This is a genomic window from Rhizobium sp. RU36D, assembly GCF_900176345.1.
Lineage (GTDB): Bacteria > Pseudomonadota > Alphaproteobacteria > Rhizobiales > Rhizobiaceae > Allorhizobium.
Genome location: NZ_FWXU01000022.1, coordinates 1 through 13,035 on the forward strand (window position 1 = coordinate 1; position 13,035 = coordinate 13,035).

Sequence of the window (13,035 nt, forward strand, 5' to 3'; positions counted from 1 at the left end):
TCCCCTTTCGTGTCCGAGATCGTCGCCAAACGCTCGAACACAAGTAGAATCAACACCGTGCGCCATGTCCACCAAATTTAAACCGGACAGCAGTGGGCTTGACCCGACCATCCACAAGCTTTTGAAAAGTTAGGTAAGTGGATCCTCGGGTCAAGCCCGAGGATGACCGGAGCGATTGGACGCCTCCGCAACCACAGCAGGCCTCCGGTTCGAAAGGCGGCAAGTCCACACCATGCAGACATTGCCTCCCGTCACACCGTCACATCACCCCCGTGCCGCCATTTTTTCCGGTTCGGCCTTCAGCGGTTCGGCCTCTTTCAGCATGCGGCCGATGTCGCGCAGCTGGCGGGTGGCTTCGGCTGACAGTGAGCGCGGGCGCACGAGGTCGGGCAGGGGATCGGTTTCGCCATCGGCGGCGGTGACCACAGGCTTGGTTTTCTCCCGCTCCGGCATCGGAGTTTCGACGCCAGGGATTGGCCGGATTTCGATGCCCTGATGGGCATAATCCATCAGCTTCTTGAAGGTCATGGCCGGCAGCGAGCCGCCCGTCATGTTGTTGGACGAGGTATAATCGTCATTGCCGAACCAGACGGCGGCCGTGTAATTGCCGGTATAGCCGCAGAACCAGGCGTCGCGATAGGCCTGGGTCGTTCCGGTCTTGCCGGCGGTCAGCACGCCATCAACAGCCGCGCGGCGCGCCGTGCCGGCATAGGGGATCGTGGTCAGCATCTGGTTCATGTATTTGGCGGCGGTTTCGCTCAGCACCCGCTCGGCCGGCGGCTCGTCGCGCTGGAAGTCGTAGAGCACGTCGCCATTGTAGTTCAGGATCTGCTCGATGCCGTGGCGGCGCGCCTGGTAGCCGCCGGCCGGGAAGACGGCATAGGCGGTAGCCTGGTCCATCACGGTCATTTCCGAGGTGCCGAGCGGGATGGTCACGTCCTTGCGGATCGGGGTCTCCACGCCAAACAGCTTGGCCTGTTTCATGATGTTGTCGATCCCAAGCTTTTCCTTGGCGAGCCGCACCGGGATCGTGTTGATCGATTTCGCCAGCGCCGTCTGCATGGTCATGCGGCCGGCATAGCCGTTGCCATAGTTCTTCGGGCTCCAGTTGCCCCAGGAAATCGGCGCGTCGGTCACCATGGTCTCCGGCGTATAGCCGTTCTCCATGGCCAGCGAGTAGGTGTAGATCTTGAAGGACGAACCGGGCTGGCGCAGCGCGCGGGTGGCGCGGTTGAACTGGCTTTCGCCATAGTCGCGCCCGCCCACCATGGCGCGCACGGCCCCGCCATTTTCGATCATCACAAGCGAGCCCTGCTTGACGCGGTAGCCCTCGCCATATTCGCGCAGGCTGGATTCCACCGCCGCCTCGGCGGCGGCCTGCAGGCCGGTATCGATGGTGGTGCGCACGACCAGCGTGTGCTGCGGCAGCCGCGCGCCGATGCGCTGCACCTCCTCGAACGCCCAGTCCAGGAAGAAATCCGGCGCCTCGGCCTCGTCGCGATCGATGACGCTGGCGGGGTTGCGGCGTGCCGCCAGCACCTGGCCCTCGGTCATGATGCCGCCCTGCACCATGTTGGTCAGCACCTCGTTGGCGCGGGCGCGGGCTGCCGGCAGGTTCACATGCGGGGCATATTTCGCCGGCGCCTTGAACAGGCCGGCCAGCATGGCGGCTTCCGCAAGGTTGACCTCGGTGATAGCCTTGCCGAAATAGAATTGCGAGGCCGCCGCCGCGCCAAACGTGCCGCCGCCCATATAGGCGCGGTCGAGATAGAGCGACAGGATTTCCTTCTTGGAGAGATTGGCCTCCAGCCACAGCGCCAAGAAGGCTTCCTTGATCTTGCGCTCCAGCGAGCGCTCATTGGTGAGGAACAGGTTCTTCGCCAACTGCTGGGTCAGCGTCGAGCCGCCCTGCACGACGCCACCGGCGCGGGCATTCTCGTTCATGGCGCGGGCAAGACCGAGGAAATCGATGCCGAAATGCTGGAAGAAGCGCCGGTCCTCGGTGGCGAGAACGGCCTTGATCAGGTGATCCGGCAATTCGTCGATCGGCACCGAATTTTCATGGATGATGCCGCGATGGCCGATGACATTGCCGTAGCGATCGAGGAAGGTGACGGCGAAATCGCCGTGGTTGCGCCAGTCCTTCTGGGTTTCCTCGAATGCGGGCAAAGCGAGCGCCAGCATCAGCACGGCGCCCACCGTGCCCCAGGTCATGCCTTCGCCCAGGATCTCGACGACAAGCCGCTTCCAGCCGCGCACGCGGAACCGGCGGAAGAAGATGGTAACATCTTCCCAGATCTCGGCTGCGCGGAAACCGGCATTCCAAAGGGTGGAATCGATCCAGCTATCGAGCTGCAGGAAGAAATGCTTTTTCAGCCGGGGCTTTTTGGCTGGTGGGGTCTGTTGCTGAATGTCCTGGTTCTGCACGTCATTGTCGGGCACGTCGGGTGACCTTCCGCAAAGCAAGGGTTGGCGGTCGACCGCGATGGCGACCGGCAGCGCCCTGAGTTGGGCACTGCCCTTATCAGGACGATAGTGGTTGATAGATGGTTGATTTTCCCGCAAAGAACAAGAAAAAAGCGGGCGCCTGCGATGGCCGGCCCGCGGAATGGCGATCACGAATGACGGAACTGAGCCCTGAGGGCAACACCCCCTACTGGCAGGCCAAGACGCTGGCGGAAATGACCCCGGCGGAATGGGAAGGCCTGTGCGATGGCTGCGGTCTCTGTTGCCTGAACAAGCTGGAGGATTGGGACAGCGGCGAAGTGTTCTTCACCTCGGTCGCCTGTCGCCTGCTGGATGGCGAGAGCTGTCAATGCAAGGACTACGAGAACCGCAAGGCGATCGTGCCGGACTGTATCCAGCTCACGCTCGAGGGTATCGACGAGATCACCTGGCTGCCGCCGACATGCGCCTATCGGCTGGTGGCCGATGGCGAGGACCTCTACTGGTGGCACTACCTCGTCTCGGGTGACCGGGAGACGGTGCATCAGGCGGGCATTTCCACCCGCGGCCGCACGGTCAGCGAAGAGGATGTCCCCGTCGAGGATTTTGAAGACTATCTCTGCGACTGGCCTCTGACGGTGGGCGAGGGGCCGGCCGCCCAGCGGTGACGGTGGGGCGGTGCTGCAAGCGCTAGCCGATGCCGAAGAAAACTGCCATGCCCCGCGTGACCTGCAGCATTGTCGTATCGTCAAGGGAGCCGATGATTTGGCCGACCCGCTCTCGCCTGACCGACATGGCCTTGTCGATCATTACCTGCGAGGGCAGGGTCAGGCCGTTGGCAACAGTTGGCTGGACCGGGATGCGCAGCAACGGGGCCTCAATCAGCGTGCTGGTCATGAGCAGGAGCGTGACCGTGCCGGTCTCGCCAAAACTGTCTGCTTGCACGATGACGGCCGGCCGTGGCTTGCCGAAATCGCCTGTCATGGCGACAGTGACGATGTCGCCTCGTCTCACCAAAGCGTGTCGCGATCGTTTAGATTCGCTTTCCACGCCTTGGTCCTCGTGTTTTTAGAGTGTCTTGATCGCAAAACCGCTGCCCGCGTTTGCACGTCATTGTCTAGAATTCCCCGGTAGAGGGCGACTGGTCGAGATCGTCGAGGGCCGCATCGAGAAACTCGCCCAGTTCCCCGTCGCCTCTGTCGGCTTCTGCCGTCATGCGGGCCTGCCGCGCGCATTCCGCGCCAAAGCCGGGGCGACGGCTATCCGGAAGCCAGATCTGCACGGGCCGGAGGCCCTGTGCGCGCAGGATGTCCCGTCGCTTTTGAACGCGCTTGCCGACCGTTGAAGCCATGGAAAATCTCCTTCGTGCCGTTACATGTAACATTTTCACGAACCGGGGCCAAGCCCTGGCGGCAGCTGGCGTCCCGGCTGAAAAAAATCGCACGCCCAACTCAGAATATCCGAATTTTAGAAAATACATTAGTAATATATTTAGCATGAGCTGCAACCTATGGATTATTCACCGGAGGTTGTGTCATGCGGTTTTCTGATATTTCCATTGCCGCCCGTCTTTGCATCTGTGCACTGGTGCCGTTGCTTGCGGTTGTCGCGCTGGCAAGCCATCTCGTCTATGACGAGTATGCAAGCTATGCCCGATCCAAGCGCGTCGCCTGGGCCACGCTGGATCTCGAGGTCATCAGCCGTGCGGTCCATTGGCTGCAGACCGAACGCGGCACGTCAGCGGGCTTCCTGGGCTCCAAGGGCAAGGCCAATGGCGAGGCCATGGCGAATGCGCGCCTGAAGGTCGATGCCGAATTGCCGAAACTTCTGGTCGCTGTGGACGAACTGACCGAGCTCGGTATCCAGACAGAACAGCAGGACAGGGTGAAGCAGTCCTTGAGTGCGATCGCCGATATCCGCACCCGGATTGACGCCCTGTCGCTCGCCCCTCCGCAGTCCTTCGCCTACTACACCGGGCTGATCGGCGATCTGCTGGATGCCATGCGCGGTCTGGCGCTGTCGGAGAAGCAGGGTTCGCTGGAGAGCCGTATACAGGCCTCGCTCGATCTGGCGCTGGCCAAGGAACTGGCGGGGCAGGAGCGCGGCATGGGCAATGGCTTCATCGCCGCAGGCCGGATTCCGCCGGAGCAATTCATGAACTTTGCCAGATATTATGGTGCTGGCGATGTCCTTCTTGAGGAGTTTGCGCGCCTGGAGCCGACCCTGGCCGGGGAAACGCTGCAGCGTTTTTCCACCGGCGGAGATGCGGCGCTTATTGCCGACTATCGCCGGCAGTTGCTGCAGGCGGGTGGCGAGACCCAATTGACTGGGCTCGACTCCAAGGAATGGTTTGGCAAGACCACCGCGCGGATCGAAGTTATCCACGAGGCTGAACTCGCCGAACTGGCAAAGGTCCGGGAGACGGCTGAAGAGATGGCCGCGCATGATTGGCGCGAGGCCATGCTGGCCAGCCTGATCGCCCTCGGCGCCACCATCCTCTCTCTGTTCCTGGGGGCCATGACGCTCTTCAGCGTGGTGCGGCCGCTTCGCAAGATGGTGGGCGCTGTGGAGCGCCATGCCCGCGACGAGGAAGGCGCCGAACTGGAGCCGGGCACGGCCCGCGACGAGATTGGGCAGCTTGGCCGCGCCATCGTGCAATGCATGAAAAACCATGCGCGCAAGGCGCTGGAGGCGGCCGAGGAGCGCCGCAAGCAGCAGGAGGAGCGCTGGCGCCAGGACCAGGAGCGCCATGCCGAGGATAGCCGGCGCGCGAAGGCGGTCGAACTGGCGGTGCGCGAAATCGGCGGTGGCCTGTCGCAACTCAGCGCCGGCAACCTGAACTACCAGATCGAAACGGCGTTCAGCGAGGATCTGGAGCCCTTGCGGCAGGCCTATAACAGGTCCATGCGCGAACTGGCCGGCATCATGCGGGAGGTCGGCACCACGGTGCAAAGCGTATCCGGGGGTGTCAGCGAGTTGCGGACCGGTGCCGAGGATCTGGCAGAGCGCACCCAGCGCCAGGCGGCTTCGCTGGAGGAGGCTTCCGCGGCCTTGACCGAGGTGACCGCCACGCTTTCGGAAACCACGAACCGCATGCAGGCGGTGACCGCCATGACATCAGGTGCCCGCGAGAGCGCGGCGGCATCCGAGCGCACCATGCACGACACCGTGTCGGCGATGCAGAATATCGAGACCGCCTCGGGTCATATCGTCCAGATCATCGGAGTGATCGACAACATTGCCTTCCAGACCAATCTTCTCGCCCTCAATGCCGGGGTTGAGGCAGCGCGCGCCGGAGAGGCGGGCAAAGGCTTTGCTGTCGTGGCGCAGGAGGTGCGCGAATTGGCGCAGCGGTCTGCAAACGCGGCCCGCGAGATCAAGTCGCTGATCCAGAACTCCGCGACCGCGGTGCAATCCGGCGTGGAACTGGTGCAGAATTCAGGTCGTTTCATGATCGAGATCCGCGAGCATGTGCTGGCGATCGACCGCGAAATCAGCACGATTTCGGAAGGGGCGCGCCAGCAGTCAGCGGCAATTTCGGAAATTTCCACCGCGGTTCACGAGATGGATCAGATGACCCAGCGCAATGCCGCGATGGTGGAAGAAAGCAATGCGGCGACCCATGCCATCGAGCAGGAAAGCCAGCAATTGCATGAGACAATCCGACGTTTTCGCGTGGAAAACGACGCGAATCTTGCCTTGAGGGAGCGGGCTTCAAGGGCCGCCTAGAGGCCGATAAAACTGACCGAAGACGGGGCGGCCGTTCAGACGCCACATCTCCGGTTTGCTTGTGCCTGCCGATGCGGCTCTGGCGCTGGCGCTGCCGTTACAGATCCGGGCAGCCGCGCTCATTGGCAAACGAGATGCGCTCGGGACCGCGGCGGGTCATGCCTTCGACCGTGACGCGCGAGCGGGTGACGCGCACCACTTCCGGATCACGCAGGCCGTAATCGCGGGCGGCGGCGCGGGCTTCGCGCTCGCTGCAGCCGCCGCGCGGCGGGCCGCGGCGATCGTCGGGACGGCGGTTATCGGGAACCACCGGGCGGATGCCATCGGGGCCGATCTGGAGTTCCAGCGTCTGGGCGCTGGCGGGGATGGCGGTGGCCGCACCAGCGGCTGCCATGGCAATCGAGAGGCCAGCGGCCTTGAGAATCCTGATCACGTTTCCTCCTTCGTGCCGCATCGCGGCGGCACATGAATGTTTCGCTGCCCATAAACGGCGGCCACCGGATTTTGTTCCGCAGTGGCATGCCTGCGGTGGAATGACACGGGGCGTGGAAAAATCGGCTCGGGCCCTTGACCCTCCCATGATGGGAAGGTCCATCTGATGGGGCAGAGGTGACGCGATGAACATGCAACAACGACCCAAGACGGCAAACTTGACTGCCGCCAAGACGGCAAGACCCATCAGCCTGGCGGTGGAAGGCATGACCTGTGCCTCCTGCGTGGCGCGGGTGGAAAAGGCGGCCGCCAAGGTTCCGGGCGTTGAGATGAGCGCGGTGAACTTTGCGCAGGAGACGCTGACGGTGACGACCGGACCGGGCTTCGACCCGGCCGCCCTCGTGGCGGCGGTGGAAAAGGCCGGTTACCAGGTGAGGCCCGAGCGGCTGGAACTCGAAATCGAGGACATGACCTGCGCCTCCTGCGTCTCGCGCGTGGAAAAGGCGCTGAAGACGGTGCCCGCGGTGGAAACCGCCTCGGTCAACCTCGCGACATCAAGGGCGACCGTCACCGTGCTGGGCGGAGCAGATGCCATACCCCAGATGACCGCGGCGGTGGAAAAGGCCGGCTACAAGGCCCGCGCTGTGACCCATGACGATGCCGGCGACACCCGCGAGGCGGCGCGGCAGAAGGAAATCAGCCTGTTGACGCGCGACACGGCGATCGCCGCGGTGCTGACGCTGCCGCTTTTCGTGCTGGAGATGGGCGGCCATGTCTATGCGCCCATGCATCACTGGGTCATGAGCACCTTTCCTGGCGATGTCCTGAACTATATCTATTTCGCGCTGGCGACGGCGGTGCTGCTGGGGCCGGGGCTGCGCTTCTTCGAAAAGGGCATTCCGGCGCTGGGGCGCGGTTCGCCGGATATGAACTCTTTGGTCGCGCTGGGGGCGGGGGCGGCCTATCTCTATTCGCTGGTGACGACATTCACGCCCGGCTGGCTGCCGGAAGAGGCGCGGCATGTCTACTACGAAGCGGCGACCGTGATCGTGACGCTGATCCTGACCGGCCGCCTGCTGGAAGCCCGCGCTAAGGGCCGCACCGGCCAGGCGATCCGAAGGCTGGTCGGGTTGCAGGCCAAGACGGCGCGGGTGGAGAGGGACGGTACCGTCACCGACATTCCGGCAGCCGATGTGCGCGTCGGCGATGTCGTGGTGATCCGGCCGGGCGAGCGCATTCCCGTGGATGGCGTGGTCCTGGACGGGCATTCCTCCGTGGACGAGGCGATGATCTCGGGCGAGCCGCTGCCGGTGGAAAAGGTGGCACGATCGACCGTGACCGGCGGCACGATCAACCGCACCGGCAGCTTCCGCTTCACCGCGCAGAAGGTCGGCGGCGACATGATGCTATCGCAGATCATCCGCATGGTGGGCGAGGCGCAGGGCGGCAAGCTGCCGATCCAGATGATGGTGGACAAGGTGACATCCTGGTTCGTGCCCGCCGTCATCGCGGTGGCAGCGCTGACCTTTGCCGTCTGGGCGATATTTGGCCCTGAACCGGCCTATACCTATGCGCTGGTGGCGGCCGTTGCGGTGCTCATCATCGCGTGCCCCTGCGCCATGGGCCTCGCCACGCCGACCTCGATCATGGTCGGCACCGGCCGGGCCGCCGAGCTTGGCGTGCTGTTTCGCAAGGGCGAGGCGCTGCAGGTGCTGGCCGAAATAGATACCGTCGTGATGGACAAGACCGGCACGATCACGCTCGGCCGGCCCGACCTGACCGATGTGCTGGTGGCCGAGGGTTTCCACGAGGCCGAGGTGCTGCGGCTTGCCGCGAGCCTTGAGGCACGCTCGGAGCACCCGCTGGCAGAAGCGATCGTGCGGGGCGCGCAGGCCCGTGGCCTGGTGCCGGAGACTGTCGAGGGTTTCCAGGCCGTGGCCGGCTATGGCATCGAGGGCATGGTTGATGGACGCAAGGTGGCGGCGGGGGCTGCGCGCTATATGCAGCGGCTGGGGATCGACATGACGGCGGGTGAGGCGACAAGACCCCGCCCCAACCCCTCCCCACAAGGGGGAGGGGCTAACCCGGCCGCTGGCGTTTTGCCTCAAACCGTAGACGGGGGAAGTGAAGGCGAGGCGGCGCCACGAGTCTTCTCCCCCCTTGTGGGGGAGATGGCCGGCAGGCCAGAGAGGGCCTTTGATCAAACACTCCAATCCGCCGCCGAAAGGCTGGCTGGAGAGGGTAAGACGCCGCTCTACATAGCTATCGATGGCAGGCTGGCGGCGGCGCTGGCGATTTCAGACCCGATCAAGCCGACCAGTGCGGCGGCCATTGCGGCCTTTCGGAACATGGGGCTTGAGGTTGTGATGGTGACCGGGGATGCGCGGCGGACGGCTGAGGCCGTGGCCCGCCGGGCCGGGATCGCTGAGGTCGTGGCGGAAACCCTGCCTGATGGCAAGGTGGAGGCGATCCGGGCGCTGAAGGCGCGGGGCAAGAGGGTTGCCTTTATCGGCGACGGCATCAACGACGCGCCGGCGCTGGCGGCAGCCGATGCCGGGATCGCCGTCGGCACCGGCACCGATGTCGCCATCGAAAGCGCCGAAGTGGTGCTGGTCGGCGGCGATCTCATGGGCGCGGTTCAGGCGATCGAGGTGGGCCGGGCGGTGCTGACCAATGTCAGGGAGAACCTGTTCTGGGCCTTCGGCTACAATGTCGCCCTGATACCGGTTGCGGCGGGCGCGCTCTATCCCCATTTCGGACTGATGCTTTCGCCGATGATCGGCGCGGCGGCCATGGGGCTTTCCAGCGTCTTCGTGGTGAGCAATGCGCTCAGGCTGAAGCGGGTGAAGGTGAGCGATTTCAGGGGTTTGGCGGGTGAGGAGTTGCGCGCATGAACATTGGCGAGGCCGCGGCCGCGTCCGGCGTATCGGCCAAGATGATCCGCTACTACGAGGATATCGGGCTTGTGGCGCCGGCCGGGCGCACCGAATCCAACTACCGCAGCTATGGCGAGGACGAGGTGCACCGGCTGCGTTTCGTGCGCCGCGCCCGGCTCTTGGGCTTTTCGCTTGAGGAAACCGACCAGTTGCTGAAACTCTGGGCCGATCGATCCAGGGAGAGCGCCGACGTGAAGAAGGTGGCGCTCGCCCATATCGCCGACATGGAGGAGAAGATCGCCGCCATGCAGGACATGGTGGCGACCCTGAAGCGGCTGGCCGACTGCTGCCACGGCGATGACAGGCCGAACTGCCCGATCCTCAACGACCTCTCCGGTGGCAAACCGGCCGGCGAGCCGCCTCAACCGAAACGCCGCCGGCCGCAGAAACCGGCTTGACCTTCCCATGATGGGAAGGTGCATGACAGAGACAACGACAGCAAAAAGGACAGGACAATGACCGAACCAACCGTTTTCGACGTGGCCGACATGAGCTGCGGCCATTGCGAAAAGGCAATCAAATCAGCGCTTTCCGAGGCCCTGCCGGGCGCGCCTGTCGTGGTCGACCTCGACACCCACAAGGTGACGGTTTCGGGCGACCCGGACGCCGCCGAAGCGGCCATCCGCGAGGCGGGCTATACGCCGGTGCGCGCTGTGGCGTGAGGGGCTTGATGCCCGCCTCGATAATACATATAGATATTCATATCTACGTATTGTCGAGGAGATAACTATGAGCGCATCCGGCAAATTCTATCCCGACATCACCAAGGACATTTCCGCCCATAGCCGCACGCTGCGCAAGGAGATGCCCGAGGTGATGGCCGGCTTTTCGAGCCTGGCCCAGGCGGCGCTGAAGGACGGCGCGCTGGACAAGAAGACCAAGGAATTCATCGCCTTGGGGATCGGCATCGCCACCCGCTGCGACGGCTGCATCGGCTATCACACCGAGGCGCTGGTGAAACTCGGCGCCACCCGCCAGGAATTTCAGGAGGTGCTGGGCATGGCCATCTACATGGGCGGCGGCCCGAGCCTAATGTATGCCGCGCATGCGATGGGGGCGTGGGAGCAGTATGGGGGAGCGGAGTGAGGGGGGTGTTGCAGCCAGTGAAGCGCGGCATCATATGCTTCTACCAGCATGGTGGCGATGTCCATCTTTACCGTTAGCTTGCAGAATTTGATTTCAAGTATGACCGCCGCGCTGCGGGCTAGATCAGAGACGCTGAACACTTCGAAGACCTGCTTCGTCACTATCGTCGTACCTTTGGGCGAATTGGCGAAGCCAGTCACGCCCAATCAAAATACTGAAGGCTTCTGTGGGCATGTAAGAAGCAGCGCTGGACTTACAACAATGTCGCAGACACCATACCCTTAGGTTGAAAGCTGATTCGGCCCAAATCTCTTGGACATGCCTTTAAGCGCGGGCCACTGCCCGAGAAAGGAGGTGTCGAAGAATGGCTAAGTCAACCAAGATCGGCCGCAGTGCGGTTACGGGGCGCTTTACGACGGTGAAAACCGCCAAAAGCAAACCCCGTACCCACGTGGTTGAGACTATCAAAAAGTAAGTCAGGCTAGCTGGCTTCTTCCGGGCGGTCGTTCTTCGCGGGATTACCGTCCGGTTTCTTTTGTATCACTGTTTCCGCTTGCGTGGACCTTGTGAATAGGCTGCAACTTTAGCCTGCACTTTGGAATCTGTTGGACTTTGTTTTTGCTGAGCTTTCTATAGACGCTTGATATGGCAAAAGAACCTTACTTTCCACGCAAGCCGCTGAAACTGGACTACGTCTATTTTCATGTCGGCCGCATCTCAGTAAATTGGGCTCTCGCTGAAGATGCCATTGACGCATGCCTGCGCGTGTTTGCACGTGCGCTACCTGATCCGCTCTATGAGTTGCCAATAAGCACACAACGCAGGATTTCCGATTTTCGAAAGAAAATTAAGAAATTAAAGCTTACAGATGAACAACGCTTAAGTGGGTCTGAACTGATCGACCGCTTTTCATATCTTGCGTGGCATCGCCATTGGACTACCCATGGGACCATTACGAATGGCACTTTCGAGGGCCAAACATGGCGGAAACAAAAAGGTTTCGTAAATTTCGAGCGTCTGAACCTCTCTACAAAAATGTTGGAGGTTTTGGAAATGCACTTGTCTGACCTAGAAGATATGGGTGATGAAGCCGTTTCGCTATACTCTGATATCTGGGATTGGCTTACCATCGATCTAGGGTGCGCTACCCCTAAAACGACAGAAAATGTAGTGCGCAAAATCGGCATTACTTTGCCATAAAGCTTCTCACTCAGCCAAGTCGGGAACAATTGCTTCATTATTTCCGGACGGCTTTCCGCCCAGTCACGCTATGCAAAATCGTTCCATCCCGAACAATATAGGAAAATAGTCCTTGACGGCGTGACGGTAGTTTGGTAGTGTTTGGGCATAGTCGGAGATTTGCGGCTGGAGCGAGGCTTCGGCGGGGGCCGTCTTCGAAGAGGTTTTTCGCAAATTGGACTGTGGAGCAAGTTCGCCCCCCTCTGTCCTGCCGGCGTTCGGCATTGCAATCGATTCACTGGATCGATTGCTCGGCTTCGCCGATCATGCCTCACCCCCCACACGTGGGGAGATCGGCTCGCGGCTGGCCGGTCGGTTCGCCTCGACTTAATTCAAGTCAATGTCAGCCCGGTTCTGCCGGGCTTTTTCATGTCCGCCGTTTCCTTTTGGGGGCGGGGCGGGAGGTTTTGGCATGGATGACGAGTTCGACATCGGCTTGTTTCGACCCTGGCCGGTTGCGGCGGATGGGGAGCGGGAGGGGCAGGAGGCGCGGCTTGCGCGGCTGGCGCACAAGGTGGTGCTGGAGCTGAAATCGGCCGAGGCGCTGTCGCCGCTGGAGGCCTATGGCCAGTTGCTGAACGAGCTAACGCTGGAGATGCGCGAGCAGTTTGCGCTGTTTCGCAAGCTGCGCGAGACGGCGGAGGGGTTGATCGACGGCGGCGACGAGGCGGCGGGCAAGCAGGCCCGTGCCGACGCAAAGGCGGCGACCGATGCCATGGCGCTGATCGTTCGCACGCTGGAAAAGGTCGATAGCCTGCAGCGGCAGCTGGCCCGCGATCGGGCCGAGGCGCAGGAGCGCGCGATGGGAGGCGAGGACGTTGAAGAAATCACGGCACTCTTCCATCGGACGATCGATGAGCGGGCGAACGAACGGGCCAAAGCGCTGCTTAAACAGTGGCAGCGGGAGGCCGCGGACGCTGATTGTTTCGGGCCTGCCGCTAGCGGAAAGGCCATCGCAGCGGACGCTGCGCCGGGGGCAGGAGGACCATAACCGCGAGATCGTGGAGGACGGTACGCAGGCCATGGCTTCGGTGCGGCTTGCGCATGAGCGCGACATGGTCGGGATAGCCAGGGCGCATGCCGAGGCTCGCCAGCTTCTGGAGGCGGGGCAGGGCCTGCTGGCCAGGATTCAAGCCGGCCAGGCCAGTCTGGATCCGCAGGGTGCAAG

12 protein-coding genes are annotated in these 13,035 nt (G+C 62.6%); 8 read left to right on the plus strand and 4 right to left on the minus strand.

The window, feature by feature from the left end; all coding sequences use genetic code 11:
* Positions 1-264 precede the first annotated feature (264 nt).
* Positions 265-2,412 carry a transglycosylase domain-containing protein gene (locus B9A97_RS21935; protein WP_244564319.1) on the minus strand — a complete coding sequence of 716 codons (2,148 nt, stop codon included), beginning with the start codon at positions 2,410-2,412 and terminating at the stop codon, positions 265-267.
* Positions 2,413-2,621: 209 nt separating this feature from the next.
* Between B9A97_RS21935 and B9A97_RS21940 the strand changes: the two genes are divergently transcribed.
* Positions 2,622-3,113 carry a YcgN family cysteine cluster protein gene (locus B9A97_RS21940; protein ID WP_084367965.1) on the plus strand — a complete coding sequence of 164 codons (492 nt, stop codon included), beginning with the start codon at positions 2,622-2,624 and terminating at the stop codon, positions 3,111-3,113.
* A 22-nt stretch (positions 3,114-3,135) separates the two neighbouring features.
* On the opposite strand, the gene B9A97_RS21945 is transcribed toward B9A97_RS21940, so the two are convergent.
* Both B9A97_RS21945 and B9A97_RS21950 read right to left on the minus strand, forming a co-directional pair.
* A complete protein-coding gene (locus B9A97_RS21945; RefSeq protein ID WP_084368055.1) occupies positions 3,136-3,459 on the minus strand; it encodes a type II toxin-antitoxin system PemK/MazF family toxin in 324 nt (107 codons plus the stop codon).
* A 103-nt stretch (positions 3,460-3,562) separates the two neighbouring features.
* The gene (locus B9A97_RS21950) at positions 3,563-3,796 is read right to left on the minus strand and encodes an antitoxin MazE family protein (RefSeq protein ID WP_084367966.1); all 234 of its coding nucleotides are present in this window, start codon (positions 3,794-3,796) and stop codon (positions 3,563-3,565) included.
* 185 nt (positions 3,797-3,981) lie between these two features.
* Between B9A97_RS21950 and B9A97_RS21955 the strand changes: the two genes are divergently transcribed.
* Complete coding sequence (locus B9A97_RS21955) at positions 3,982-6,174, plus strand: methyl-accepting chemotaxis protein (RefSeq protein ID WP_084367967.1); 2,193 nt, start codon at positions 3,982-3,984, stop codon at positions 6,172-6,174.
* A 97-nt stretch (positions 6,175-6,271) separates the two neighbouring features.
* Here B9A97_RS21955 and B9A97_RS21960 read toward each other — a convergent pair whose 3' ends face one another.
* A complete protein-coding gene (locus B9A97_RS21960) occupies positions 6,272-6,607 on the minus strand; it encodes a hypothetical protein (protein ID WP_084367968.1) in 336 nt (111 codons plus the stop codon).
* A 184-nt stretch (positions 6,608-6,791) separates the two neighbouring features.
* Here B9A97_RS21960 and B9A97_RS21965 point away from each other — a divergent pair, with 184 nt between their 5' ends.
* The 6 genes from B9A97_RS21965 to B9A97_RS21990 all read left to right on the plus strand — a co-directional run bounded on the left by B9A97_RS21965 (position 6,792) and on the right by B9A97_RS21990 (position 12,858).
* The gene (locus B9A97_RS21965) at positions 6,792-9,500 is read left to right on the plus strand and encodes a heavy metal translocating P-type ATPase (RefSeq protein ID WP_084367969.1); all 2,709 of its coding nucleotides are present in this window, start codon (positions 6,792-6,794) and stop codon (positions 9,498-9,500) included.
* Entirely contained in the window at positions 9,497-9,940 is a 444-nt protein-coding gene (gene cueR / locus B9A97_RS21970; RefSeq protein ID WP_084367970.1) for a Cu(I)-responsive transcriptional regulator, read from the plus strand. The genes B9A97_RS21965 and cueR overlap by 4 nt, the downstream gene beginning before the upstream one ends.
* Before the next feature lie 57 nt (positions 9,941-9,997).
* Positions 9,998-10,204: a heavy-metal-associated domain-containing protein gene (locus B9A97_RS21975; protein ID WP_084367971.1), complete on the plus strand. Its 207-nt coding sequence runs from the start codon at positions 9,998-10,000 to the stop codon at positions 10,202-10,204.
* Between the two features lie 67 nt (positions 10,205-10,271).
* The gene (locus tag B9A97_RS21980; protein ID WP_084367972.1) at positions 10,272-10,628 is read left to right on the plus strand and encodes a carboxymuconolactone decarboxylase family protein; all 357 of its coding nucleotides are present in this window, start codon (positions 10,272-10,274) and stop codon (positions 10,626-10,628) included.
* A gap of 645 nt (positions 10,629-11,273) precedes the next feature.
* On the plus strand, positions 11,274-11,828 hold the full coding sequence (locus tag B9A97_RS21985) for a hypothetical protein (protein ID WP_084367973.1): 555 nt from the start codon (positions 11,274-11,276) through the stop codon (positions 11,826-11,828).
* 451 nt (positions 11,829-12,279) lie between these two features.
* The gene (locus B9A97_RS21990; protein WP_143530653.1) at positions 12,280-12,858 is read left to right on the plus strand and encodes a hypothetical protein; all 579 of its coding nucleotides are present in this window, start codon (positions 12,280-12,282) and stop codon (positions 12,856-12,858) included.
* The last annotated feature ends 177 nt before the right edge of the window (positions 12,859-13,035 follow it).

What these genes read in the sequence shown, in the direction of transcription:
- B9A97_RS21940 (WP_084367965.1), top strand. Translation starts at nt 2,622, where the DNA reads ATGACGGAACTGAGCCCTGAGGGCAACACCCCCTACTGGCAGGCCAAG.
- B9A97_RS21950 (WP_084367966.1), bottom strand. Translation starts at nt 3,796, where the DNA reads ATGGCTTCAACGGTCGGCAAGCGCGTTCAAAAGCGACGGGACATCCTG.
- B9A97_RS21955 (WP_084367967.1), top strand. Translation starts at nt 3,982, where the DNA reads ATGCGGTTTTCTGATATTTCCATTGCCGCCCGTCTTTGCATCTGTGCA.
- B9A97_RS21965 (WP_084367969.1), top strand. Translation starts at nt 6,792, where the DNA reads ATGAACATGCAACAACGACCCAAGACGGCAAACTTGACTGCCGCCAAG.
- cueR (WP_084367970.1), top strand. Translation starts at nt 9,497, where the DNA reads ATGAACATTGGCGAGGCCGCGGCCGCGTCCGGCGTATCGGCCAAGATG.
- B9A97_RS21975 (WP_084367971.1), top strand. Translation starts at nt 9,998, where the DNA reads ATGACCGAACCAACCGTTTTCGACGTGGCCGACATGAGCTGCGGCCAT.
- B9A97_RS21980 (WP_084367972.1), top strand. Translation starts at nt 10,272, where the DNA reads ATGAGCGCATCCGGCAAATTCTATCCCGACATCACCAAGGACATTTCC.
- B9A97_RS21985 (WP_084367973.1), top strand. Translation starts at nt 11,274, where the DNA reads ATGGCAAAAGAACCTTACTTTCCACGCAAGCCGCTGAAACTGGACTAC.
- B9A97_RS21990 (WP_143530653.1), top strand. Translation starts at nt 12,280, where the DNA reads ATGGATGACGAGTTCGACATCGGCTTGTTTCGACCCTGGCCGGTTGCG.